This window comes from Streptomyces sp. NPDC053474 (assembly GCF_044544845.1).
In the GTDB taxonomy this organism is placed as follows: domain Bacteria; phylum Actinomycetota; class Actinomycetes; order Streptomycetales; family Streptomycetaceae; genus Streptomyces.
The window spans coordinates 291,924-316,254 of record NZ_JBITXV010000003.1; the positions used below are offsets into that span (position 1 = coordinate 291,924).

The window sequence follows — 24,331 nt, forward strand, 5'->3', positions numbered from 1 at the left end:
GCGCACCTCTCCGGACGGAGGCGCGCCGGTCACGCGCCGTTCACCTCCCGGGGTAGGGGGCGCGCGGCGGGGTCAGGGGCGGGTGCGGGCGTAGTGGCGTGAGGCCTTCGCGCGGTTGCCGCAGACGGCCATGCTGCACCAGCGCCGCGTGCCGTTGCGCGAGGTGTCGAAGAAGTGCAGGACGCACGCCTCGTGGGCGCAGGCGCGGATCCGGTCGGGCGCGGCGGACAGCAGGTCCAGGTAGTCGCGCGCGGCGAGCCAGGCGGGCCCCCAGGCCGGATCGGCGAACTCCGGTTCCTCGGCGGGGCCTTCGGGGGTGAGCCGGGCGCGGATCCGGCCGTGGGCGAGCACCGCGTCGAGGCGGGCGACCGCCGTCGCGTCGCCGCCCGGCTTGCCCGGCAGGTCGACGAGTCCGGCGAGGGCGTCGCGGGCGGCGAGGACGTTCCGCAGCGTCGGTGCGTCGGCGGTGAAGCGCGCGTCGAGGCCGTTCGCGGCGAGCCAGACGGCGAGCCCCTCGGGGCCGGTGAGCAGGTCCTGACGGGTGCCGTCGTGCATCCAGCGGGTGTTGAGCAGGTCCAGGGAGAGGGGCTCGCCGGTGAGCGGGCGGGGGTCGTGGGCGGCGGGCATGGGTTCTCCCTTCAGAGCTAACCAGTCAAGAGTACGTGAGCGGTTGACGCTCGCGATCACTAACCACTAATCTAACTTTCAACGGTTAGCCGATCCGGCACGGAGGACCGACAGCTCCCCCGTGCCGCCGGACGGAAGCACCCACAGGGGAGAGTCATGACCACGATCAGCGCACCGCCCACCGGCCACATCGGCCTGAACGTCACCGACCTGGACCGCTCGCTCGCCTTCTACCGGGACGTCATCGGCTTCGAGGTGACCGGCGAAGGCGCCGACGACGGCCGCCGCTACGCCTTCCTCGGCCGCGAGGGCACCCTCGCGCTCACCCTGTGGCAGCAGGCGAGCGGCGCGTACGACTCCGGGCGCGCGGGCCTGCACCACCTCTCGTTCGAGGTGGAGTCCGTCGACGTCGTCCGCGACTACGAGCGCGATCTGCGGGCCCACGGCGTGGAGTTCGCGTACGACGGCGTCGTGCCGCACGGCGAGGGCGCCGCGTCCGGCGGGATCTTCTTCCACGACCCGGACGGCACCCGCCTGGAGATCTACACCCGGTCCGGCGCCGACACCGGCACGGCCCCCTCGGGCTCAGCGCCGACCTGCGGCTTCTTCTAGGAGCCCCGCCCCCGTTTCCCCGAGCCCCGAAGGAGGGCGCCGCCGTGACCGAGCACGACCCCTACCACTCCGGCTCGCGCGCCGTGCAGGACCGCGTGGGCGTCCGCGCGCTCGCCGACCACGTCGGCCGGTCCATCGGCCCGGGCATCCGGCCGGTCGCCGCCGCGTTCCTCGCGCTCCAGCCGATGCTGGTCGTCGGCGCGCGGGACCCCGGCAGCGGGCGGGTGTGGGCCTCGCCGCTCACCGGCGACCCCGGCTTCGTCCGCGCCACGGGGGCGCACCAGGTGTCCGTGGCGGGCCGGGCCGGGGCGGGCGATCCGCTCGCCGCCGCGCTCGGCCGCCCCGGCACGCCCGTCGGTACGATCGCCCTCGACCCGCGCACCCGGCGCCGCATGCGGCTCAACGGGCGGGCCCGGCCGACGTCGCGCGGCCTCGCGATCGAGGCGGACCAGGTGTTCTCCAACTGCCCCAAGTACCTCCAGAGGCGGCAGCTGGTCGGCGGGCGGCGCGACGGGGCCGCGGGGGCGCCGCGCGTCACCGCCGAGCTGACCGCGGCCCAGCGGCGGTTCGTCGCCGCCGCCGACACCTTCTTCATCGCCACCGTGCGCGACGGCGGCGCGGACGCCAGCCACCGGGGCGGCAACCCCGGCTTCGTCCGGGTCCTCTCCCCCACCGAGCTGAGCTGGCCCGACTACGCGGGCAACGCCATGTTCCTCACCCTGGGCAACCTCACCGCCGACCCCGGCGCCGGGCTGCTCTTCCTCGACTGGACCAGCGGCACCGCCCTCCAGCTCACCGGAACCGCCGCCACCGCGTACGGGCCCGGCGGCGAGCGCACCGTCCGCTTCCGCGTCGCCGAGGCCGTCGAGACCGCCGGAGCCAGCCCGTGGACGTGGTCCGCGCCGGAGTACTCCCCCGCCAACCCGTGATCGGCAGTTGGGTAACAGACCGTGCCTCGCCGGTGTACGCGGTCTAACGTCAGCGAATGCACAAGGAACTCCGGGTGGCGGCCTACGCCGTATGCGTACGGGACGGATCGGTGCTGCTCGCCCGCTGGGTCGCGGGGGACGGCAGCAAGCGCTGGACGTTGCCCGGGGGTGGCATGGACCACGGCGAGGACCCCTACGACACGGTGATCCGCGAGGTCGACGAGGAGACGGGGTACGCCGTGGAGCCCGTCGCGCTGCTCGGCGTCGACTCGCTGCGGCGGCGGTATCCGCGGCGGCTTGGGGCGGTCGCCGACTTTCATGGGGTGCGGCTCGTGTATGAGGGGCGGGTGGTTGGGGGGTCGCTGCGCCACGAGACGTCGGGGTCGACGGACCTTGCGGCGTGGCACGCGCTGGACTCCGTGGCGGGGCTTGATCGGGTGAGCCTGGTGGACGTGGGGCTGGACCTGTGGCGTGGGCGCCCGCCGAACGGTCACCTCACCTGACCCCTGGGTCTTAACCCGGCCCTCCCCACCGCTACCGCGGCGGGTCCCCTCCCACCACCCCCACCCGTTCCCACCCCAGCGACCTGGCCCGGCCCCGACCTAGCGGCTCCCCCACCGTCGTCCCACTTCCGCCGCTACCGCGGCGGCCTCCCCCACCACCCCCACCCGTGCCACCCCAGCGCCCCGGCCCGGCCCCGACCTCGCGGCTTCCCCGCCGTCGTTCAGCTGGCCGAGGGGGTGGGTGGGAAACACCCGCCCGCCCCCCACCTAGCGGCTCCCCTGCCGTCGTCCACTGGGCCTCAGAGGGCGGGTGGGCGGGAAAACACCCCACCCGACCCCCACCTAGCCGCTCCCCCGCCGTCGATCAGTAGGCCTCAGGGGGGCGGGCGGGTGGGAAAACACCCCGCCCGGCCCGGGCCTGACGGCCTGCACGCCGTCGTCCACTGGGCCTCAGAGGGCGGGCGGGAAAACACCCCACCCCCGGCCCCGACCTCGCGGCTTCCCCGCCGTCGTTCAGTTGGCCGAGGGGGTGGGTGGGAAACACCCGCCCGCCCCCCACCTAGCGGCTCCCCTGCCGTCGTCCACTGGGCCTCAGAGGGCGGGTGGGTGGGAAAACACCCCGCCCGGCCCGGGCCTGACGGCCTGCACGCCGTCGTCCACTGGGCCTCAGAGGGCGGGCGGGAAAACACCCCACCCCCGGCCCGGGCCTGGCGGCCTGCACGCCGTCGTTCAGTGGGCCTCAGGGGCGGGTGGGTGGGAAAGCACCGCGAGCGGGCCGCAGGCGGCCGCGTGGGGTTGGCCCATTCAGCCCGTCCGGCGTTTGAGGACGAGCGCGGTAGCGCGGTGTCTCTGAGGTGGGGGCGGTGGTCCATGGGGTGGGGAGGGGCGGGGCTGGGGAGCACCGCGAGGGGGCTGGGACGTCCCGCGAGGGGGCGGTGGGGGGCAAGTCCCGTTATGGGGTGGGTTGTTCCGGGTGGCGTATGGCGGGAGTACGCCACCGGGCAAGAGCGGGGCAGGCAGGGCTCCCCAAAAGGCACCCCTTACGTAAAGCTGAGCGGTCATCCGGCCCCGATTTCCGGACCGCCACTTCGAACCTGACCACTTCGAATTCACGTACAGGGATGTAGATGACCCGCGAAGCACAGCACTCCACTGAGGACGGCCCGGGCGCGAGACGCACCGCCCGCCTCGCCACCGCGATAGCCGTGGCCGCCGCCCTGACCGCGGCGGCCCCGCTCCCCCTGGCCTTCGCCGACGACACCCCCGCCCCGGCTCCGAAGTCCGCCGCCGCCAAGCTGGGCGCCGCCGACGCGGAGCTGCTGGCGGACGCGAAGGCGGACGGGGACAAGACCGTCACCATGATGGTCGCGACCAAGCCCGGCGCGACCGAGCAGGTCGCGAAGCAGCTCGACGCCGTCGAGGGCGGCTCGGTGGGCCGCACGTACGACAAGCTCGGCTACGTCCGCGCCTCCGTGCCGACCGCGAAGGCCGACGCCGCGATCAAGGCGGCGAGCAAGCTCACCACGGTGCACGGCATCGACCTGCGCCAGGAGATCGAGCTGGACGACCCGAAGCCGCAGAGCGCGAAGGGGGCCGGGCCCGCCGCGGGCGCCGCCGCCTACCCCGCGCCCGGCAAGGACACGCCCGCGAAGAACCCGTACAACCCGTCGTTCGAGACGGGCGCCGTGGACTTCGTGAAGAAGAACCCGAAGGCCGACGGGCGCGGGATCACCATCGGCGTCCTGGACTCGGGCGTCGACCTCGGGCACCCGGCGCTGCAGAAGACCACCACCGGCGAGCGCAAGATCACCGACTGGGTGACGGCGACCGACCCGATCGTGGACGGCGACGGCACCTGGCGGCGGATGACGAACCCGGTCAGCGGTCCGGCCTTCACGTGGGACGGGGACACGTGGAAGGCGCCTTCCGGGTCCTTCCAGATCAGCCGGTTCCGCGAGGCCGCCACCGCGGGCGGCGACGCCAAGGGCGACCTGAACCGCGACGGGGACACGACGGACACCTGGGGCGTCCTGTACGACCCGGCCGCAGGCACCGTCCGCGTCGACCTGAACGACAACAAGGACTTCACCGACGACAAGGCGATGAAGCCCTACGGGGACAAGCACCAGGTCGCCTACTTCGGCAAGGACGACCCGGCCACCGACGTCGCCGAGCGCGTGCCGTTCGTCGTGGAGATCCGCAAGGACGTCCCGACGGACCCCTACGGCGGCGACTGGGTCGGCAAGAAGGCCGACTTCGTGAACATCGGCCTCATCGAGTCCGAGCACGGCACGCACGTCGCGGGCATCACGGCCGCCAACAAGCTGTTCGGCGGCAAGATGAGCGGCGCCGCGCCCGGCGCCAAGATCGTCTCCTCGCGCGCCTGCACCTGGTCCGGCGGCTGCACCAACGTGGCCCTGACCGAAGGCATGATCGACCTCGTCACCAAGCGCGGCGTCGACATCGTCAACATGTCCATCGGCGGTCTGCCCGCGCTGAACGACGGCAACAACGCCCGTGCCGAGCTGTACAAGCGGCTCATCGACACCTACGGCGTGCAGCTGGTCATCTCGGCGGGCAACGAGGGGCCCGGTGCCAACACCATCGGCGACCCCGGGCTCGCCGACCACGTCATCTCCGTGGGCGCGGCCATCTCCAAGGAGACCTGGGCCGCCAACTACGGCTCCGAGGTGACGAAGAAGTACGGCATGTTCAACTTCTCCTCGCGCGGGCCGCGTGAGGACGGCGGCTTCCAGCCGTTGATCACCGCGCCGGGCTCGGCCATCAACACCACGCAGACCTGGCTGCCCGGCGGCCCGGTCGTCGAGGCGGGCTACAAGCTCCCGGCCGGCTACTCGATGCTGAACGGCACGTCGATGTCGTCGCCGCAGGCGGCGGGCTCGGCCGCGCTGCTGCTCAGCGCCGCCAAGCAGCAGCGCATCGACCTCACCCCGGCGAAGCTGCGCACCGCGCTCACCTCGACCGCCGACCGCATCCCCGGCGTCCAGGCCTATGCGCAGGGCACCGGCCGGATGGACGTCATGGGTGCCTGGGACGCCATCAAGCGCGGCGCCAAGGCGCACGAGTACACCGTGAAGGCGCCCGTCGACACGGCCCTCGACCAGGAGCTGAAGAAGCCCGGCACCGGTCTGTACGACCGTGAGGGCGGCCTGAAGGCGGGCGAGAAGAAGACCTACAAGGTCACCCTCACCCGGACCACCGGGCCGCGCGGGCCCGTGCGGCACGAGCTGAAGTTCGCGAACAACCACGAGAAGACGTTCAGCCTCGTCGGCCCCTCCGAGGTCCTGCTGACCCGCGACAAGCCGGTCACGGTCAAGGTGCAGGCCGCGCCGCGGTCGGCGGGCGTCTCCAGCGCCCGGCTCACCGTGAACGACAAGCGCACGCCCGGCATCGACCACCAGATCATGACGACCGTGGTGGTCTCCAAGGAGCTGGCCAAGCCGAAGTTCACGTACACGGCGAAGGGCTCGGTGCAGCGCAACAGCACCCAGTCGCACTTCGTGACGGTCCCCAAGGGCACGAAGACCCTTGAGGTCGCCCTCGGCGGGCTCGCGGACAAGAGCCAGACGCGCTTCATCTCCGTGCACCCCTACGGGCTGCCGTCCGAGGAGACCTCCTCGCTCGTCTGCTACCCGAACTTCCCGAACCCGGACAACACCTGCCGTCCCGACCTGCGGTCGTACAAGGACCCGACGCCGGGCGTCTGGGAGATCGAGGTCGAGTCGCGGCGCACCTCGCCGATGCTCGACAACCCCTACCGCCTCGACGTGTCCGCGCTCGGCGTGTCCTTCGCCCCGGCGCCGCAGAAGGTCGACGACGCCAAGGTCGGGCAGCCGACCCCGGTCACCTGGAAGGCGACGAACGACTACGCCACGGTGGACGGCAAGCTGAAGGGCGGCTCGCTGGGCTCGGCCGTCACCGCGCGGCCCACCATCAAGCAGGGCCAGAAGCAGACCACCACGGTCGTCGTGCCCGAGGGCGCCGAGCGCCTGGACGCCGCGATCGGCTCCACCTCGGACGCCCGCGCCGACCTGGACCTCGCGGTCCTCAAGGACGGCCGGGTCGTCGCGCAGTCGGCGGACGGCGACTCGGACGAATCGGTGAGCATCGCCAAGCCCGCCCCGGGCACGTACACGATCGAGGTCGCGGGCTACTCCATCCCGTCAGGCCAGACCGCGTACGACTACCGTGACGTGTTCTTCTCCGCGTCGCTCGGCCAGGTCAAGGTCGACGAGGCCAAGCCGGTGAAGCTCGCCAACGGCGAGTCCGCCACCGTCGCGGCCGAGCTCGTCGCGGGCGCCCCCGCCGCCTCGGGCCGGGTGCTCTTCGGCGAGGTCAACCTCCTGAACGCGCGCGGCACCGTCGCGGGCACCGGCACCGTGACGGTCGCGAAGGTCACCGAGTAGCGCGTACGGAGACCTCCGCGGCACGGCATGCGGAAGGGGCGGGCACCTGGTCCAGGTGCCCGCCCCGTTCTCGTGCGTGCGGCGGTGCCGCGCGGGGATCAGCGCTTGAGCCCCGCGCGGAGATCAGCGCTTGAGCGAGCCCAGGTCCTGCGCGTAGATGCCGACCGCGTGCGCGATGACGTCGACGTTCACGTCGAAGATCTTGCGGTCGATGTTCTTCAGGGTGTCACCCTTGCCGTGGTAGTTCGGGTCGTAGGGCTGACCGGCCTTGCCGCCCGCCTTCGCCGCCTGCTCCTCGGTCTTGAGGCCCTCGGCGCCGGTGAAGGTGCCGCCCGCGGGGATGCCCTCGGCGATGAAGGGGCCGTAGTCGGAGCGGCCGTCGAAGTCGGTGCCCCAGTGCGGGACCTTCTTCTTGTCGAGGAAGCCGTTGATCAGCTTCTCGATCTGGGCGGAGCCCTTCGGGCCCGGGCCGGAGCCGACGTTGTCGGAGTTGTCGCCGTCGTAGACGAGTTCGGCCGCGTTCGGCGAGCCGATCATGTCGAAGTTCAGGTAGAGCTTGATGTTCTTCTTCTGCTTGGCCGTCAGCGTCTTCACGTAGTGGTCGGAGCCGAGCAGGCCGAGCTCCTCGGCGGACCACCAGGAGAAGCGGACCTTGTTGTTGAGCTTCGTGCCGCCCTTGGTCGCCTTGGCGAGCTTCTCGGCGACCTCGATCAGACCGGCGGAGCCGGAGCCGTTGTCGTTGATGCCGGGGCCCTCGGTCACGGAGTCCAGGTGGGCGCCGAGGCCGACGACCCGGTCGGCGCGGCCGCCGCGGGTCTCCGCGATGACGTTGCGGGTCTTGCGCGGGACGGCCTTGGTGGCGACGTCCAGGGAGACCTTCACCTCGCCCTGGGCGATCTGCTTGGCGAGCGCCTCGCCCTCGGCCAGGGTGATGCCCGCGGCCGGGATGTGCGCGTTGTCCGGGGTCTCCAGGTTGCCGTGGACGGGCTTGTCACCGGAGTGGTTGTACAGGATGAGGCCGACGGCGCCCGCCTTGGCCGCGGCGGCCTCCTTCTCGGCGAAGGTGCAGGTGCCGCGCTTCACCAGGGCGATCTTGCCGGTGAAGGTGTCCGAGGTGTAGTCGTCGGGCTCGCAGCCGGGGGTGTCGTCGACGCGGGCGGCGGCGAGCGGCGCCTGGATGCCGCCCTCGGGCGTCGCCTTGCTGAAGTCGAAGGCCACGGCGTTGAGCTTGCGCGCCTCGGGCGACAGGACGGCCGCGCCCTCGCGCAGCGTCTTCGACTCGTAGAACGTGAAGTCCTGGTACGAGACCTTGTACCCGGCCTTCTTCAGGCGGTCGTGCACGTACGTGGTGGACGCCTTGTGGCCCTTGGTGCCCGCGGCGCGGTTGCCGCCGTTCTTGTCCGCTATCTCCTGGAACTTCTCCAGGTGGCGGTAGGCGCTCTTGCCGGAGGACTTCTCGACGAGCTTCTTGGCGAGCTTCTTCGCCTGCCGCTCCTGCGTGGTGGGGTGCGGCTTGTGGTCGGCCTGCGCGCCCGCCTGGGGTGCGGCGGCGAAGAGGACGGGGACGGCGACGGCCGCGGAGACGAGAGCGGCCGTCGCCCGGCTGCGGGGTGCGCGCACGGGGGTCCTTCCCTGGGGGGTTCGGTGATCAGTGCCGACCACTGCTGATCGCTGGTGATCATCAGTGATCGCGGTGGAAGGAAGTTAGCCCGGAAAAACCGCAGTTCAAAGGGTTTATCGTCGGGCGCAACAGCGCCTTCACCCAACTGTCACCGGAACTCAGCACTCCAGTCCGTGCCCCTCGGCACTCCATTCCGTGCCCCTCAGCGCTCCATTCCGTGCCCCTCAGCGCTCCGGTCCGCGCGCCTCAGCACTCCAGTCCGCGTGCCTTCGGCAGGGCGGCGACGATCCAGCGGCGCTCGTCGGGGATGTCCTTGCCCGTCGTCCAGATGTCCGGCGAGGCCTCTCCCTTGGGGATGCCGATCAGGGCGCGGTCGCCCGCGCGCAGGGGCGGATCCGCGGTCACGTCCATCACGAACGTCACCTCGTCCGGCGCGTCGGCGGGCTTGTAGGCGCGGGACACGTCCAGGGTGATCCGGTCCTGGCCGCCGCCCGGCAGCGTCTCCACGCTCTGTACGGTGCCCTCGACGATGAGGCGGGCGCAGGCCACGTAACCCGCGGGCGACCGCTTGCCGCCCGCGTCCTGCTGGGGGGCGTCCCCGCCCGGCTCCCGGCGCTCGGCCCTGGAGTCGGCGCCCGCGCCCGCCGACTTGTCGTCTCCGTCGCCCCCCGCGCCGAGGTCGGCCCGCGCGCCCAGCCACACCACGCCGCCGAGCAGGCCCGCCGCGGCCGTGGCGGCGAGGGCGAGCAGCGCGCGCCGCCGCCCGGGCGCGCCCGGGCCCCGCACCGGCCGCGGCGGCGCCTCCCCCGGGCCCCGCGCCAGGGCGTCCCCCACGGCCCGCAGCTGCTCCCGCAGGATCGCCACGTCCGCGACCGCCGCCGCGTGCTCGGCCAGGAACTCCTCGTCGGCGCGCGCCGCCTCGGGCACGGGCTCGTCCGTGACCGCGAGCATCAGCGCGTCGGGGCCGTCGTACCGCTCCCCGGGCGGCGGCCCGCCCCGCGCGGCGCGGCCTTCGTGCTCGTCGTGCCCGTCGTACGCGCCGTGCGCCACGGTCACACCACCTCTTCCTTCTGCAGCCGCGTGCGCAGCATCCGTACGGCCGTGTGCAGCCTGCTCTTGACCGTGCCCTCCGGGATGCCGAGCTCGGCGGCGATGTCCCGCACCGGCAGGTCCGCGTAGAAGCGCAGGACGACGACCTGCCGCTGGCCGTCGGGCAGTTCGTCCAGGCCCTGCGCCACGGCCAGCGACAGGACGCGCGACTCGGCGCCGTCGTCCTCGGGCCGCTCCGGGCGCAGCGCGGCGAGCCGTTCGCCGAGCCGCTCCTGGCGGTGCCGGGCCCGGTGCCAGTCCACGGCCCAGTTCGAGGCGACGACCGCGGCCCAGGCGGACACGTTCCGCGGGGCCTGCTCCCCCTTCGCCGCCCGTTCCAGGAGCCGCAGCCTGACCTGCTGCACCCCGTCCTGGAGTTCGCCGTACGGCACTCCGCCGAGCGACAGGACGGCCCGGACCCGGGCCTCCTGGGCCGGGTCGAGCGGGTCCGCCGCCGGGGTGCGGCGGTCGGCCGTGTCGCGCGCCTGACGGCGTGGTTTTCCGCGCAGCAATGCCCCTCCCCCTCCTCCGTTTCCCCTACGACGCGGCAGCGGGCCGAATCGTTCGACGGGCGCGGCCGCGACTTCGGCCGGGAGGACGTCGAGGAGTCGTACGTCACATCGGTACGGAAACCGAGAGGATGCTCACCCACGAGGGCCGGGGCTGAGCGCCCCGCGGCACCGGCCCGTCCCCGGGATCCGCCCCGGGGGCGGCGTCTCACCTGCTGGTCAGCGCCGCCCCAGCGCACGATTGAGACCTCAATGAATTGGACAGGCGCCCTGGGGTCCCCCGCATGATGGGAAGGCTGAAAGCCAGCCGAGGCACGTGCCAGAACTTTAGGGAGTAGCCGTGAAGGTCGGAATCGTCGGAGCCACCGGTCAGGTCGGCACGGTCATGCGCAAGATCCTGATCGAGCGGAAGTTCCCGGTCGACGAGCTGCGCCTGTTCGCCTCGGCCCGCTCGGCCGGGACCGTCATCGACGGCGTGACCGTCGAGGACGCCTCGACCGCCGACTACACCGGCCTCGACATCGTGCTGTTCTCGGCCGGTGGCGCCACCTCCAAGGCCCTCGCCGAGAAGGTCGCCGCGCAGGGCGCCGTCGTGATCGACAACTCCTCGGCCTGGCGCCGCCACCCCGAGGTGCCGCTGGTCGTCTCCGAGGTGAACCCGCACGCCATCGCCGACCGCCCCAAGGGCATCATCGCCAACCCGAACTGCACGACCATGGCCGCCATGCCCGTCCTCAAGCCGCTGCACCAGGAGGCCGGGCTCACCTCGCTGGTCGTCGCCACCTACCAGGCCGTCTCCGGCTCCGGGCTCGCGGGCGTCGAGGAGCTGTACGGGCAGGTCGAGAAGGTCGGCGCCGACGCCCCGAAGCTGGCCCACGACGGCTCGGCCGTGGACTTCCCCGCGCCCGACAAGTACGTCGCCCCGATCGCGTACAACGTCCTGCCGATGGCGGGCTCCGTCGTCGACGACGGCCTGAACGAGACCGACGAGGAGCAGAAGCTCCGCCACGAGTCCCGCAAGATCCTGGAGATCCCCGGCCTCAAGGTCTCCGGCACGTGCGTGCGCGTGCCCGTCTTCACCGGCCACTCCCTCCAGGTCAACGCCCGCTTCGAGCGGCCGATCAGCCCCGAGCGCGCCGTCGAGATCCTCTCCGGCGCGGAGGGCGTCGTCGTCACGGACGTGCCCACCCCGCTGGTCGCGGCGGGGCGCGACGAGGCCTTCGTCGGGCGCGTCCGCCGCGACGAGACCGTCGAGCACGGGCTCGCGTTCTTCATCTCCGACGACAACCTCCGCAAGGGCGCTGCGCTCAACGCCGTGCAGATCGCTGAGCTCGTCGCCCAGGAGTCCTGACCCGTCCCGCCCGGTTCAGACCCCGCGCTAACGCGCTTGTCCTCAAACGCCGGACGGGCTGAACCTGTCCGCCGAGCGCCGTCGTCGTCCGCCCGACAGGGATGAGACGACGACGGCGGGCAAGCCGCTAGGTCGGGGCCGGGCGTGGTGGCTGGGGTGGCACGGGTGGGCGGGTGGGGGAATCACCGCGGTAGCGGTGGGGGGCGACGTAGGTGTCCGGAAAGCGCCAGCGTGGGTGAGGGGCAGGGCGGAGGGTGGGGGGCATGAGCACCCTGTACACACCTCAGCCCATTCAGCCGGAGGCGCTGGCGCAGCTGCGCGACCGGGACGACGCGGGCCGCGCCTGCGTGCCGTACACGGACGAGGAGGGCGGCAGCCCCCTGCGCTGCTGCCTGCGCCCGATCGCCCCGGGCGACCGCGTCGCCCTGGTCGCGTACGCCCCGCTGCGCCGCTGGGCAGCGAAGACCGGAGCCCGGCCGGGCGCGTACGACGAGCAGGGCCCGGTCTTCATCCACGCGGACCCCTGCGCGGGCCCGGCGGAGGGGACAGCCACCGGCTACCCGTTCGCGCGCGCCGGAGCGCTGCGCACCTTCCGCCGCTACGACGCCCGCGGCCACATCGTCGGCGGCCGTCTCCTGGAGCTCCCCGAGGACACGACGGCGGGCTACGACGAGGCCTTCGAGGAGGCGTTCGCCATCCCGGAGGTCACCCAGGTGCACGTCCGTGCCGTGGAGTACGGCTGCCTGCACTTCGTGGTGCACCGCCCCGAAGCCGCGTAAGGGGCATCACGCCGCGGCCGCCACGGCGGTCGCCTCGGTCACCGCCCGCGCGAACGCCCGCACCCGCTCCGTCTCCCCGTCCCGGTGCCAGACCGTGCCGAGCACCGAGTCCGGCACCCCGTCCACCGGTACGAAGACGACGTCCTCGCGGCCGTGGTACGCGGCCGTGGGGCGGCACAGGAGCATCGCGCCCTGCTCCGCGGCGACGAGGGTGAGGCCCTCCTGGAGGGTGCGGACGGCGGGCGCGGGCAGGGCCGAGGGGGCGTGGGCCGCGCGCCAGTAGGCGGGGGCGGGCGGCGCCGCCGCGATGAGGGGCAGGCCGCGCAGCTCGGCCGCGGCGAGCCGCTCCCGCCCCGCGAAGGGATGCCGTACCGACACGGCGACGGTCTGCTGCTGCCGGGAGAAGAGCGGGCCGAGGACGAGGTCCGGCTCGGCCACCGGCAGGAGCACGATCGCCGCGTCCACCTCGCCCTGGCGCACCGCCCCGAACGGATCCGCGAAGGGCACCTCCGCGATCTCGGTGACACAGCCCGGGTGCCGCCGCTGGAAGGTGGTGATGGCCTGCATGAGCCGGGCGTCGGCCGTGCCCTGGAAGCCGATGCGCAGGCGCCCCTCCACCCCGCGCGCGGCCTCCTTCGCGCGGTCGACGACGGCGGTCAACTCCTCGTAGGCGGGCCGCAGTTCCGCGCGGAACCGCTCGCCGAGCGGGGTCAGCCGCACCCGGCGGCTAGTACGCTCCACGAGCCGGGCCCCGACCCGCTGCTCCAGCGCGGCGAGGAGCTGGCTGACCCGGCTCTGCGAGACGTACAGCCGTTCCCCCGCCCGCCCGAAGTGCAGCTCTTCGGCCAGCACGAGGAAGCACTCCAGCTCCCGTATCTCCACTCCGCCCACAGTCGGCAGCTCCCGCCCACGCTCGATCGTTCCGGGATCGATGAGTCCCGCTCATTCAAGGATGAGATCTTCGGCGTTGTTCCCGGCCGCCGGGCGGGCGTTGTCTGGTGCCCATGGAAACGCCCATGGAAACTCTGACCCCCACCCCCCACGTGGACACGCGGCGGCGGGCCCTGCCGCTGTCCGTCGTCGCCGTCGCCGCCGCCACCTTCTCCGTCGTGACCACGGAGATGCTGCCCGTCGGCCTGCTCACCTCGCTCGCCTCGGGCCTCGGCGTCTCCGACGGCACGGCGGGCCTGACCGTCACCCTGCCCGGCGTGGTCGCGGCGCTCGCCGCCCTGCTCCTGCCCGTCGCGGTGCGCGGCGCGGACCGCCGGGCCGTCCTGTGCGGCCTGATGCTCCTGCTCGGCGCCGCGAACCTCCTGTCGGCCCTGGCGCCGTCCTTCGAGGTCCTGCTCGTCGCGCGGATCGTGGTCGGCCTCTGCATCGGCGGCGTGTGGGCCGTCGCGGCCTCGCTCGCGGTGCGCCTGGTGCGGGCCGAGTCCGTCGGCCGGGCCACCGCCGTGATCTTCAGCGGCATAGCCGTGGCGTCGGTCCTCGGCGTGCCCGCGGGCACCTTCCTCGGCGAACTCGCCAGCTGGCGCTGGGCCTTCGGCGCGGTGTCCGCGCTCGGCCTCGGCGTGGCCGTGCTGCTCGCCGTGGTGCTCCCGGCGCTGCCGCCGAGCGAGCCGGTGCGCCTCGGCGTCTTCCCCGGCCTGCTGCACCTGCCCCGGCTCCGCGTCGGCCTGATCGCGGTGGCGCTCCTGGTCGTCGGCCACTTCGCCGCGTACACGTACGTACGTCCGGTCCTTGAGCGGGTGCCGGGCGTGGGCGCGGGCCTGATCAGCGGCCTCCTCCTGTGCTACGGCGTCGCGGGCGTCGCGGGCAACTTCCTGGGCGGCGCGTTCGCCGCCCGCGACCCGCGCCGCACCCTCCTGCTGATCACCGCGGGCCTGGCGGCGGTGGTGCTGCTCCTGGTCCCCGCGGGCTCGTCCCTGCCCGCGTCCGTCGCCCTGCTCGTCGCCTGGGGCCTCGCCTACGGCGGTGTCTCCGTCTCCTCCCAGAACTGGGTGATGGCCGCCGCCCCCCAGGCCCGCGAGGCCGCCTCCGCGCTCTTCGCCGGGATCTTCAACACGGCGATCGCCCTGGGCGCCCTGCTCGGCGGCCGGGTCGCCGACGGCCTGGGCGCGACGGACGTCCTGTGGCTGGGCGGCGGCCTCGCGGTGCTCGCCCTGGGGGTGGTGGCGACGGCGGGCAGGAGCGCGTCCTAGGCGGCGGCGCCGAGCTCGCACCAGACGTATTTGCCCGCGTCGCCCTCCCTCGGCAGCGGGTGCCAGCCCCAGGTGTCGGAGCAGCAGCGGACCAGGTCGAGCCCCCGGCCGTCCTCCAGGTCGAGGGGGGCCGGGCGCGGGGTCGGGGCGGGCGGGGTGGGGTCGGCGTCCCAGGCGCCGATGCGGAGGACTCCGTCGGCCCACAGGAGGCGGAAGGAGACGGGGCCCTTGGTGTGGCGCACGGCGTTGGAGACCAGCTCGGTCGCCAGGAGTTCGGCCACGTCGACGACGCCGCGGAGGCCGTGCACGGCGAGGATCACACGGAGCGTATGGCGACACACAGTAACCGCGCAGAGCTCGCGCGGGATGTGCAGGGTGTACTCCCAGGGCTCGGCGCCGGGGCCGGGTTCGGGTTTGCTGCCGTCTTCGGGCATGTGTGAACTCCGTTGGGGGTCTGAGGAGTTGGATACACGCTGCGCGCGTAGGGCAGAAGCGCGACTACCCCGTCATGGCGTGCGGGGACAGCCGCCCTCCGGAACTCCCGAACGCTTCGCAGCGTTGCGACACATCACGTAGAGTAGGGCGAAAATTTTTCCTCCCGCAACCGATTGCCATAATCTGACACCCGAACGAGCGGTATCAACCGGCGAGTTGAGACCCGGAGGAGCACATGGCGCCGAGGAATCAGCCCACCGCACGACAGGTGCGCCTGGGCACCGAGCTGCGCAGGCTGCGGGAGGCCGCCGGGCTGAAAGCCCGGGAGGCAGCAGGGTTACTGAGCTCGACCTCGGCGCAGATGAGTCAGGTAGAGGCGGGCCTCGCGGGTGTCAGTGCGGAGCGGGTGCGACGGCTCGCCGCTCATTACGCCTGCGCCGACGAGGCGCTGGTCGACGCCCTCGCCGCCATGGCGACCGACCGCACGCAGGGCTGGTGGGAGGAGTTCCGGGGCGTGCTGCCACCGGCGTTCCTGGACGTCGCCGAGCTGGAGTACCACGCCACGTTCCTGCGCGAGGTCGTCATCACGCACGTACCCGGGCTGTTGCAGACTCCCGACTACGCCCGGGCGGTCTTCTCGTACGCGGTCCCGGAGCTCCCGCCCAGCGAGCTCGAACCCCGGGTGGAGCACCGGATGAGGCGCCGGGCCGCCATCGAGGGCGACGACGCCGCCACGTACGAGACGGTCGTCCACGAATGCGCGCTGCGGATCCTCGTGGCCGACCGCAGGGTGGCTCGCGATCAACTCCGAGCCATCCTGCACCAGATCGACCGGGGTCACACCGTACGCGTCATTCCTTTCGAGGTAACCGGCTTCGCCGGAGCGAGCAGCGCGATGCTGTACACGGGTGGCCCGATCCCCCAACTGGACACCGTGCTGCGGGACTCGCCGCACGGCACTGCGTTCCTGGATGCGGGATCCCAGCTGGACCGTTTTCGAAAACTCTTCCGTAAAGTGGAGACGGCGGCTCTGGGCCCCGGGCCGTCAAGGGACTTCATTCACCGCATCCTCAAGGACCTGTGAGGCTCAGTCATGACCCAGGACCTCCACTGGCAGAAGTCCACCTTCTCCGAGGGCGGCGACGGCAACACCTGCGTCGAGGTCGCCGCGACGCACGGCACCATCCACCTGCGGGAGAGCGACGCCCCCGGCGCCGTGCTGACCACCACCCCCGTCGCGCTCGCCCGGCTTCTGGACCGGCTCAGGGAAGCCCCCACGAACCCCTCCCGTTGAGCTCTGCCACGTCCGTGCCTGTCGTCCAGCGGTACGCGGCCTCCAGTTCGGCGAGCTCCGCGGGGGTCAGGACGTCCTCCACCCGCTCGAAGCCGTCCGGGGCGCGCTCGGCGACCGCCGCGAGGAAGCGGTCGGCGGGCATGCGGCGGTTGGCGAGGACCAGCGCGGAGGTGGCCTCGCGGCGGATCTCCTCGTAGGCGCGCAGGCCCGCGGTCCGGTCGGGGTCCGTGACGGCCAGGCAGCGGGCCAGGACGCGGGCGTCCAGGATGGCCTGGGAGCCGCCGTTGGAGCCCACGGGGTACATGGGGTGCGCGGCGTCCCCGAGGAGGGTGACGGGCCCCTTGCCCCACCACGGCAGCGGCTCCCGGTCGACCATGGGGTACTCCAGGATGCGGCGGGTCGCGGCGAAGAGGGCGGGCACGTCGAGGTCGCCGATGCGCCAGCCCGCGTAGTGCGGCAGGACGTCGGAGAGGCGGCCGCCGCGGTTCCAGTCGGCGGAGCCGGGCCCGGCGCCGGGCTCCGGCGGGAAGCGGACCTCCGCCACCCAGTTGAGCAGGGCCCGGCCGCGCAGCTCGGCCTCCCGCGAGATGGGGTAGACGACCAGCTTCGCGTGGGCGTTGCTGCCCGCGACGGCGACCGTGCGGCCGCCGAGGACCGGGTGCCACTCCGTGACGCCGCGCCACATCCGGATGCCGTTCCAGCGCGGCGGGCCCTCGCCGGGGTGCAGCCGGGAGCGGACAGTCGAGTAGAGGCCGTCGGCGCCGACGAGGGCCCGCACGCGCACCGCGTGCTCGCGCCCGCGGGCCACGTCCCGCAGCACGACCCGCAGCGCGTTGCCGTCCTCCATGAAGCGGACGAACGCCGTGCCGGTGACCACGGCCCGGTCGCCGAGCCGCTGGCGCACCGCGTCGAGCAGGAGCATCTGGAGGGCGCCCCGGTGGATGGAGTACTGCGGCCAGTGGTAGCCGAGCGCGAGGCCGCGCGGCTCGCCCCAGATGCGGTTGCCGTGCCGGTCGTAGTGGACCATGTCGGCCGTCTGTACGCCGGTCGCGGCGAGCAGGTCGCCGAGGCCCAGCTCGGTCAGCTCCCGTACGGCGTGCGGGAGGAGGTTGATGCCGACGCCGACGGGCCGCAGCACGTCGACGGGTTCGACGACGCGTACGTCGATGCCCGCCGCGTGCAGGCTCAGCGCGGTGGTGAGGCCGCCGATGCCCGCGCCCGCGATCAGTACGTCCACGGTCATGGCCGTCGCACCGCCCGTCCGACCTCGGCCCGGAGCTTCACGAACTCGGGAAGGCCGCGGGTGGCGATCTGGTCGCGGGGCGCGGGGAGTTCGACCCGCAGCTCGCGGTGGACGCGGCCCGGGGCGCCGCTGAGGACCACGACGCGGTCGCCGACGTACACGCTCTCGTCGATGTCGTGGGTGACCAGGAGGATGGTCATGCGCCCCGGCGCCGCGTCCCGGCCGTCCGCCGCGTCCCCGTCGCCCTGCGCGTGTCCGCCGCGTACGGCCAGGAGCAGGTCCTCCAGGTCCTCCCGGGTCTGCGCGTCCACCGAGCCGAAGGGCTCGTCCATGAGGAGCAGCGCGGGCCGGTACGCCAGGGCCCGGGCGATGGCCACGCGCTGCTGCATGCCGCCGGAGAGCTGCCAGGGGTACTTGGCCGCCGCGTCCGCGAGGCCGACCTGGGCGAGCGCGTCCAGGGCGCGGGCGCGGCACCCGGCGCGGTCGAGGCCCCGGCGGCGCAGCGGCAGGGCCACGTTGTCGCGGACGGTCAGCCAGGGGAAGAGCGAGCGCGTGTAGTCCTGGAAGACGACCGCGAGGCCGTCCGGCACGGCCCCTTCGACGGCCCGGCCGCCGACCGTGATCCGGCCCGCGCTCGGCCGCTGGAGGCCCGCGACGCACCGCAGCAGGGTGGACTTGCCGCACCCCGAGGGGCCGACGATGCTCACCAGTTCGCCGCGGTCCACGAAGAGTTCGACGTCCTCGACGGCCTGATGTCCGTCGTCGTAGCGATGGCTGAGCCCCGTGATGTCCAACATGCCGTCTTCCCCCTGTGCCCCTGTCGCCAACTGCCGCGTGGTCTATGTGCATTGAGTGCTCACGTGCTTCGGTCGTTCCCTCTGTGCCGGGTGAACCGGTTGCGCGGGAACGGCGGGCGCCCCCACGCCCTAGGTGTTCTCGCGCCTGGCGCCCCGGTGCCAGGCCAGTGCCTTCCGCTCGACCAGCAGGAAGAGTCCGTTGAGTACGCAGCCGACGGCGCCGAGCTGGAGGATCACCACCCACATCCGGTCGGGGCGGAACTCCCGCTCGGCCGCGTTGAGCCGGGCGCCGACCCCGTCGCCCGCCCCCATCAGCTCGGCGACGACCATGAGGATCAGGGCGAAGCCGAGCGCGACGCGCAGCCCCGCGAAGACCTTCGGCGCGGCGGCGGGCAGCACCACGTACCGCAGCCGCGCGGCCCCGCCCAGGCCGAAGACCCGGGCCGAGTCCAGCTGCACCGGCTCGACGGAGCGCACCCCGTCGACGGTGTTGAGCAGCACCGGCCACACGACCCCGAACACGATGGTCGCAAGGCGCATGGACGTGCCGAGGCCGAAGACGACCATGAAGAACGGGATGAGCGTGGGCGGCGGCACGGCCCGCGCGAACTGCAGCACGGGTTCGAGCACGTGCCGCGCCACCCGCGAGAGCCCGACCCCCACCCCGACGGCCACCCCCACGGCCCCGGCGATCGCCCACCCGAGCAGCAGCTGCCCGAGGCTCTGCCGGAGCGCGTCGAACCCGGGCTCGCGCACCATGAGCCGCACGACGCGGCTGGGCGGCGGGAAGTACACGTCCTCCGCTCGCCGGGCGGCCGCTTCCCAGACGAGCACGAGCAGGACGAGCAGCCACCCCCGCAGCAGCAGAAAGCGCACAACGGTCATCATTCAGCCCGTCCGGCGTTTGAGGACGAGCGCGAAGCGCGATATCCGGGGGTCGAGGGGGCGGAGCCCTTTCGTCTCGGGAAGGGGCGCCCGCGCGCGGAGCGCGCTGAACGGGCACTGTGGGGAAAAAGCCCCCGCCCCACGGCCACGAGCACCCCGTTCGCCCCCACCCCCAGAGCCCCCGCCCACACCGCCCCCGCCACCATCAGATCCGGCCGCCCGCCCCCGGACTGCGTCTGGAGCAGATACACCCCGAGCCCCGAGTCGCCCCCGGCCCGCAGCTCCGCGCTGACCGCCACGATCAGCCCCACGGAGGCGGCGATCCGCACCCCGGTGAGCACGAAGGGGCCCGCGCTCGGCAGGGACACCCGCCAGAGGACGGACAGCGGCCCGAAGCCGAAGGACCGCAGGGTCTCCTTGGCGACGGGGTCCACGTCGCGGAGCCCGTACAGGGTGTTGAGGAGGATCGGCCACAGCGCGGCGTAGCAGACGAGGGACCGCTCGACCCGCACCGGTTCGGCGAACACGAGGATCGCGAGGGGGATGAGCGCGACGGACGGCACGGGCCGGGCCAGCTCGACGACGGCGAGGCTCGCGGCGTCGAGCCGGGGCAGCGAGCCGAGGAGGAGCCCGGCGGGCACGGCGAGGGCGACGGCGAGGGCGAGCCCGCCGAGCCAGGCGGAGACGGTGGTGCCCAGCTGGCCGAGGAAGCCGTCGTCGACGGCCATCTCGGCGGCGCGGGCCAGCACGGAGGTGGCGGGCGGCAGCTCCCCGTCGCCGAAGGCGCCGGTGCGGGAGAGGAGTTCGAGGACGAGCACGGCCCCGCCCACGCCGAGCGCGCCGAGCAGGGCCCGCCCCCACCGCCGGGAGACGAGCGCCCCGGCGCGCGGAAGGGCGCCCGGGCGCACGCGGCGGGGGGCGCGCGCCCCTGTCTCCGGGCCGGACCCGGGACCGAAGCGCGCCGCCTCCTTCACCGCATCGCCCTCACGGCCCCGTGCGCACGAGGAGGGGCTCGATGTCGAGCGGCCGCCGCAGATAGCCGAACTCCCGCATCAGGTCCACCACCCGGCGCAGGCGTGCCGGGTCCAGGGCCATCGGATAGCCGCCGAGGTGGAGCTGGGCGGCCTGGTCGGGGGTGATCCTGGTGTAGTCGGGGAGCGTGCGCACGACCGTGGTGCGGTTGGCGGCCTGCTTCTGGGCGCGGGCCATGGCCCGCTGGAAGGCCTCGACGGTCTTCTTGTTCCGCTCGGCGAACCGGGCCGTGGTCGCGTACCCCGCGATCGGGAAGCCCGCGGTCGGCGGCCTGCCGAGGTCGGCGACGACGCGGCCGGTGCCGGACTCCTCGATCGCGCTGACGAACGGCTCCGCGGCCTGCACGGCGTCGACGCTGCCCGTCCTCAGGGCGGTCTCCATGTTCGGCATGTCGACCTCGGCGAAGTCCTCGTCCTCGTCGAACGTGACGCCCTCGGCCTTGGCGGCCTTCTGGACGAGCAGGGAGCTGATGTTCCGCTTCGTGTTGACGCCGATCTTCTTGCCTTCGAGGTCCTTCAGGCTCTTGACCGGCGAGTCCTTGGGCACCAGGACCGCGTGCGTCTTGGGCGCCAGGGCGAAGGCGTCGGCGACGATCCGCACGTCCAGGGCCTTGTTGGCGTGCGCGAGGAAGAACGAGACGTAGTTGCCGAAGGAGATGTCGAGGGCGCCCGCACGCAGCCTGCCGACCGACTCGGCGCCGCCCTGGAGCGTCGTCGTGCGGACGGTGAGCCCCTCGGCCTTGAAGAAGCCCTTGCTGATCGCGAGCTGGAGCGGGGCGGTGTCCGCCACGGGCATCGTGCCGACGGTGATCGTGGTCTTCTCCAGGCCCTTGCCGTCCGCCGCGCCGCCCCCGTCGGCGCCGCCGGAGTCGCCGCAGCCCGCCGTGGCGAGCAGCAGGGCCAGGGCCGCCGCCGGGGCGAGGACCGCGCGCGGACTTCTCCCGCGTAACCGGCCCCGTACTCCCCGTGCCATATACACCTGCTTCCGCGCGTGACCGCCACCGTCGGGCCCGCTGAGGCCCGCGGGGCCTGAGCCGACGCGCGGATGCTAACCGCAGGGCGGGCCGAGAACAATGGCCCGGGGCACCCCGCCGTCCCGCATGGAAGGATGGCCGGAAACATCACAGAAACTTCGCAAGTCGCACTGAGGAGATGACCGCGTGCCCGGCACCAATCTGACCCGCGAAGAGGCGCAGCAGCGGGCGAAGCTGCTCACCGTTGACTCGTACGAGATCGATCTCGACCTCTCCGGAGCGCAGGAGGGCGGCACCTACCGGTCGGTGACCACCGTGCGCTTCGACAGCGCCGAGGCGGGCGCCGAGACGTTCATCGACCTGATCGCCCCGGCCGTCCACGAGGTGGTCCTCAACGACCACGCCCTGGACGTCGCCGCGGTCTTCCGCGACTCCCGGATCGCCCTGAAGCACCTGCGCGAGGGGCGCAACGAGCTGCGCGTCGTCGCCGACTGCGCGTACACGAACACCGGCGAGGGCCTGCACCGCTTCGTCGACCCGGTGGACCAGCAGGCCTATCTGTACACGCAGTTCGAGGTGCCGGACGCGCGCCGCGTGTTCGCCTCCTTCGAGCAGCCGGACCTGAAGGCCACGTTCCAGTTCACCGTGAAGGCGCCGAGCGGCTGGACGGTGATCTCGAACTCGCCGACGCCCGAGCCGAAGGACGACGTCTGGTCCTTCGAGCCGACGCCGCGCATCTCCACGTACATCACGGCCCTGATCGTCGGCCCGTACCACGCGGTGCACTCCTCGTACGAGAAGGACGGGCAGAGCGTGCCGCTCGGCATCTACTGCCGCCCGTCGCTCGCCGAGTTCCTGGACGCGGACGCGATCTTCGAGGTGACGCGGCAGGGCTTCGACTGGTTCCAGGAGAAGTTCGACTACGCGTACCCCTTCAAGAAGTACGACCAGCTCTTCGTGCCGGAGTTCAACGCGGGCGCGATGGAGAACGCGGGCGCGGTGACGATCCGCGACCAGTACGTGTTCCGCTCCAAGGTGACGGACGCCGCGTACGAGGTGCGCGCCGAGACCATCCTGCACGAGCTGGCCCACATGTGGTTCGGCGACCTCGTGACCATGGAGTGGTGGAACGACCTGTGGCTGAACGAGTCGTTCGCCACCTACACCTCCATCGCCTGCCAGGCGTACGCGCCGGGCTCGCGCTGGCCGCACTCGTGGACGACGTTCGCGAACTCCATGAAGACCTGGGCGTACCGGCAGGACCAGCTGCCCTCCACGCACCCGATCATGGCGGACATCCGCGACCTCGACGACGTGCTCGTCAACTTCGACGGGATCACCTACGCGAAGGGGGCCTCGGTCCTCAAGCAGCTGGTGGCCTACGTCGGCATGGACGAGTTCTTCCAGGGCGTGCAGGCGTACTTCAAGCGCCACGCGTTCGGCAACACGCGCCTCAGCGACCTGCTCGGCGCCCTGGAGGAGACCAGCGGCCGCGACCTGAAGACCTGGTCGCAGAAGTGGCTCCAGACCGCGGGCATCAACGTCCTGCGCCCGGTCGTGGACGTCGACTCCGCGGGCGTCATCACCTCCTTCGCCGTCAAGCAGGAGGCCCCGGCGCTGCCCGCGGGCGCCACCGGCGAGCCCACCCTGCGGCCGCACCGCATCGCCATCGGCCTGTACGACCTCGACGACAGCTCGGGCAAGCTCGTGCGCACCGACCGCGTGGAGCTGGACGTCGACGGCGAGCTGACGGCCGTGGAGGCCCTGGTCGGCCGGGCCCGCCCGGCGGTCGTCCTGCTCAACGACGACGACCTGTCGTACGCGAAGGTCCGCCTGGACGCCGAGTCCCTCGCCGTCGTCACCGAGCACCTCGGCGACTTCGAGGCCTCGCTGCCGCGCGCCCTGTGCTGGGCGTCCGCCTGGGACATGACCCGCGACGCGGAGCTGCCCACGCGCGACTACCTGGCCCTCGTCCTCTCCGGCATCGCCAAGGAGTCCGACATCGGCGTGGTGCAGTCCCTGCACCGCCAGGTGAAGCTCGCCCTCGACCTGTACGCCGACCCGGCCGGGCGCGACGCGCTGCTCGCGCGGTGGACGGAGGCGACCCTGGAGCACCTGCGCGCGGCCGAGCCCGGCAGCGACCACCAGCTCGCCTGGGCGCGGGCCTTCGCGGCCACCGCCCGCACGGAGTCCGACCTCGCGCTGCTCGAAGGGCTGCTCGACGGCTCCGAGTCCCTTGAGGGCCTCGCCGTGGACACGGAGCTGCGCTGGACGTTCGTGGGGCGGCTCGCGGCCATGGGCCGCCTCGACGAGGCGGGCATCGCGGCCGAGGCGGAGCGGGACAAGACCGCCGCGGGCGAGCGGCACGCCGCCGCCGCGCGGGCCGCGCGGCCGACCCCCGAGGCCAAGGCGGCCGCGTGGGCGTCCGTCGTGGAGTCCGACGCGCTGCCCAACGCCGTGCAGGAGGCCGTGATCTCCGGCTTCGTGCAGACCGAGCAGCGGGAGTTGCTCGCGCCCTACACGGAGAAGTACTTCGGTGCCGTCAAGGCGGTGTGGGAGTCCCGGTCGCACGAGATGGCGCAGCAGGTCGCCGTGGGGCTCTACCCGTCGGTCCAGGTGTCCGCGGCGACGCTCGACGCCACCGACGCGTGGCTCGCCTCGGCGGGGCCCTCGGCGGCCCTTCGCCGCCTGATCACGGAGTCTCGGGCCGGGGTGGAGCGGGCCCTGCGGGCGCAGGCCGCCGACAAGGCCTGACCCCGGCTGCCCCGGGGGCTCTTTCCTCCCACCCGCCCACCCGTAGCTCCCCGGCTTCGCCGGCCCGGCCCCGACGCGGAGCGCCCGCGGGTGGGTGGGCAGCTGCCCGCCGCTACCGCGGCGGGTCTTTCCCACCCACCCACCCGTAACGCCCGAGCTTCGCCGGCATGGCGTTTCCCGCTGTGGGCAATCGTCCCGCAGGGCGGGACGGGTGGGCACAGCGCCGAGGTGCCGCCCGGCCGTTTCGCCAGGGCCCTAGGCCCAGGTGCC

21 protein-coding genes are annotated in these 24,331 nt (G+C 73.1%); 10 read left to right on the forward strand and 11 right to left on the reverse strand.

Features of this window, described 5'->3' with window-relative positions; genetic code table 11:
• Nucleotides 1-72: 72 nt before the first annotated feature.
• Nucleotides 73-627: a CGNR zinc finger domain-containing protein gene (locus tag ACIG3E_RS08075; RefSeq protein WP_399612697.1), complete on the reverse strand. Its 555-nt coding sequence runs from the start codon at nt 625-627 to the stop codon at nt 73-75.
• Between the two features lie 156 nt (nt 628-783).
• Here ACIG3E_RS08075 and ACIG3E_RS08080 point away from each other — a divergent pair, with 156 nt between their 5' ends.
• The 4 genes from ACIG3E_RS08080 to ACIG3E_RS08095 all read left to right on the forward strand — a co-directional run bounded on the left by ACIG3E_RS08080 (nt 784) and on the right by ACIG3E_RS08095 (nt 7,098).
• Nucleotides 784-1,239: a VOC family protein gene (locus ACIG3E_RS08080; RefSeq protein ID WP_399612699.1), complete on the forward strand. Its 456-nt coding sequence runs from the start codon at nt 784-786 to the stop codon at nt 1,237-1,239.
• 44 nt (nt 1,240-1,283) lie between these two features.
• Nucleotides 1,284-2,168, forward strand: a complete 885-nt coding sequence (locus tag ACIG3E_RS08085; RefSeq protein WP_399612702.1) for a pyridoxamine 5'-phosphate oxidase family protein — start codon at nt 1,284-1,286, stop codon at nt 2,166-2,168.
• Between the two features lie 56 nt (nt 2,169-2,224).
• Complete coding sequence (locus ACIG3E_RS08090; RefSeq protein ID WP_399612704.1) at nt 2,225-2,671, forward strand: NUDIX hydrolase; 447 nt, start codon at nt 2,225-2,227, stop codon at nt 2,669-2,671.
• 1,127 nt (nt 2,672-3,798) lie between these two features.
• A complete protein-coding gene (locus tag ACIG3E_RS08095) occupies nt 3,799-7,098 on the forward strand; it encodes a S8 family serine peptidase (protein ID WP_399612706.1) in 3,300 nt (1,099 codons plus the stop codon).
• A gap of 123 nt (nt 7,099-7,221) precedes the next feature.
• On the opposite strand, the gene ACIG3E_RS08100 is transcribed toward ACIG3E_RS08095, so the two are convergent.
• From ACIG3E_RS08100 to ACIG3E_RS08110, 3 genes are all read right to left on the reverse strand, one after another.
• Nucleotides 7,222-8,718, reverse strand: a complete 1,497-nt coding sequence (locus ACIG3E_RS08100) for a M28 family metallopeptidase (RefSeq protein ID WP_399612708.1) — start codon at nt 8,716-8,718, stop codon at nt 7,222-7,224.
• A 247-nt stretch (nt 8,719-8,965) separates the two neighbouring features.
• Nucleotides 8,966-9,775, reverse strand: coding sequence for a hypothetical protein (locus ACIG3E_RS08105; protein WP_399612711.1), 810 nt, complete (start codon nt 9,773-9,775; stop codon nt 8,966-8,968).
• On the reverse strand, nt 9,772-10,320 hold the full coding sequence (locus ACIG3E_RS08110) for an RNA polymerase sigma factor (protein ID WP_399612713.1): 549 nt from the start codon (nt 10,318-10,320) through the stop codon (nt 9,772-9,774). The genes ACIG3E_RS08105 and ACIG3E_RS08110 overlap by 4 nt, the downstream gene beginning before the upstream one ends.
• A gap of 337 nt (nt 10,321-10,657) precedes the next feature.
• Here ACIG3E_RS08110 and ACIG3E_RS08115 point away from each other — a divergent pair, with 337 nt between their 5' ends.
• On the forward strand, nt 10,658-11,668 hold the full coding sequence (locus ACIG3E_RS08115; RefSeq protein WP_399612716.1) for an aspartate-semialdehyde dehydrogenase: 1,011 nt from the start codon (nt 10,658-10,660) through the stop codon (nt 11,666-11,668).
• Nucleotides 11,669-11,931: 263 nt separating this feature from the next.
• Complete coding sequence (locus ACIG3E_RS08120; RefSeq protein ID WP_399612719.1) at nt 11,932-12,447, forward strand: DUF1203 domain-containing protein; 516 nt, start codon at nt 11,932-11,934, stop codon at nt 12,445-12,447.
• A 6-nt stretch (nt 12,448-12,453) separates the two neighbouring features.
• On the opposite strand, the gene ACIG3E_RS08125 is transcribed toward ACIG3E_RS08120, so the two are convergent.
• Complete coding sequence (locus ACIG3E_RS08125) at nt 12,454-13,338, reverse strand: LysR family transcriptional regulator (RefSeq protein ID WP_399612721.1); 885 nt, start codon at nt 13,336-13,338, stop codon at nt 12,454-12,456.
• Between the two features lie 125 nt (nt 13,339-13,463).
• On the opposite strand from ACIG3E_RS08125, the gene ACIG3E_RS08130 reads away from it, so the two are divergent.
• Entirely contained in the window at nt 13,464-14,648 is a 1,185-nt protein-coding gene (locus ACIG3E_RS08130) for an MFS transporter (RefSeq protein WP_399612723.1), read from the forward strand.
• Here ACIG3E_RS08130 and ACIG3E_RS08135 read toward each other — a convergent pair.
• Nucleotides 14,645-15,082 carry an ATP-binding protein gene (locus ACIG3E_RS08135; RefSeq protein ID WP_399612726.1) on the reverse strand — a complete coding sequence of 146 codons (438 nt, stop codon included), beginning with the start codon at nt 15,080-15,082 and terminating at the stop codon, nt 14,645-14,647. The two genes, ACIG3E_RS08130 and ACIG3E_RS08135, sit on opposite strands and share 4 nt — an antisense overlap.
• Before the next feature lie 236 nt (nt 15,083-15,318).
• Here ACIG3E_RS08135 and ACIG3E_RS08140 point away from each other — a divergent pair, with 236 nt between their 5' ends.
• The gene (locus tag ACIG3E_RS08140) at nt 15,319-16,167 is read left to right on the forward strand and encodes a helix-turn-helix domain-containing protein (protein WP_399612729.1); all 849 of its coding nucleotides are present in this window, start codon (nt 15,319-15,321) and stop codon (nt 16,165-16,167) included.
• 9 nt (nt 16,168-16,176) lie between these two features.
• Nucleotides 16,177-16,377: a DUF397 domain-containing protein gene (locus tag ACIG3E_RS08145; RefSeq protein WP_399612732.1), complete on the forward strand. Its 201-nt coding sequence runs from the start codon at nt 16,177-16,179 to the stop codon at nt 16,375-16,377.
• Here the strand turns inward: ACIG3E_RS08145 and ACIG3E_RS08150 are convergent.
• The 5 genes from ACIG3E_RS08150 to ACIG3E_RS08170 all read right to left on the reverse strand — a co-directional run bounded on the left by ACIG3E_RS08150 (nt 16,346) and on the right by ACIG3E_RS08170 (nt 21,306).
• Nucleotides 16,346-17,620 carry a flavin-dependent oxidoreductase gene (locus tag ACIG3E_RS08150; protein ID WP_399612735.1) on the reverse strand — a complete coding sequence of 425 codons (1,275 nt, stop codon included), beginning with the start codon at nt 17,618-17,620 and terminating at the stop codon, nt 16,346-16,348. The genes ACIG3E_RS08145 and ACIG3E_RS08150 overlap by 32 nt on opposite strands.
• Entirely contained in the window at nt 17,617-18,417 is an 801-nt protein-coding gene (locus ACIG3E_RS08155) for an ABC transporter ATP-binding protein (protein WP_399612737.1), read from the reverse strand. The genes ACIG3E_RS08150 and ACIG3E_RS08155 overlap by 4 nt, the downstream gene beginning before the upstream one ends.
• A gap of 129 nt (nt 18,418-18,546) precedes the next feature.
• Nucleotides 18,547-19,293: an ABC transporter permease gene (locus tag ACIG3E_RS08160; RefSeq protein ID WP_399612739.1), complete on the reverse strand. Its 747-nt coding sequence runs from the start codon at nt 19,291-19,293 to the stop codon at nt 18,547-18,549.
• Nucleotides 19,294-19,301: 8 nt separating this feature from the next.
• Nucleotides 19,302-20,276, reverse strand: a complete 975-nt coding sequence (locus ACIG3E_RS08165) for an ABC transporter permease (RefSeq protein ID WP_399612741.1) — start codon at nt 20,274-20,276, stop codon at nt 19,302-19,304.
• A gap of 10 nt (nt 20,277-20,286) precedes the next feature.
• Complete coding sequence (locus tag ACIG3E_RS08170; RefSeq protein ID WP_399612744.1) at nt 20,287-21,306, reverse strand: ABC transporter substrate-binding protein; 1,020 nt, start codon at nt 21,304-21,306, stop codon at nt 20,287-20,289.
• A 187-nt stretch (nt 21,307-21,493) separates the two neighbouring features.
• Between ACIG3E_RS08170 and pepN the strand changes: the two genes are divergently transcribed.
• Complete coding sequence (gene pepN, locus ACIG3E_RS08175) at nt 21,494-24,061, forward strand: aminopeptidase N (protein WP_399612748.1); 2,568 nt, start codon at nt 21,494-21,496, stop codon at nt 24,059-24,061.
• Nucleotides 24,062-24,331: the final 270 nt, after the last annotated feature.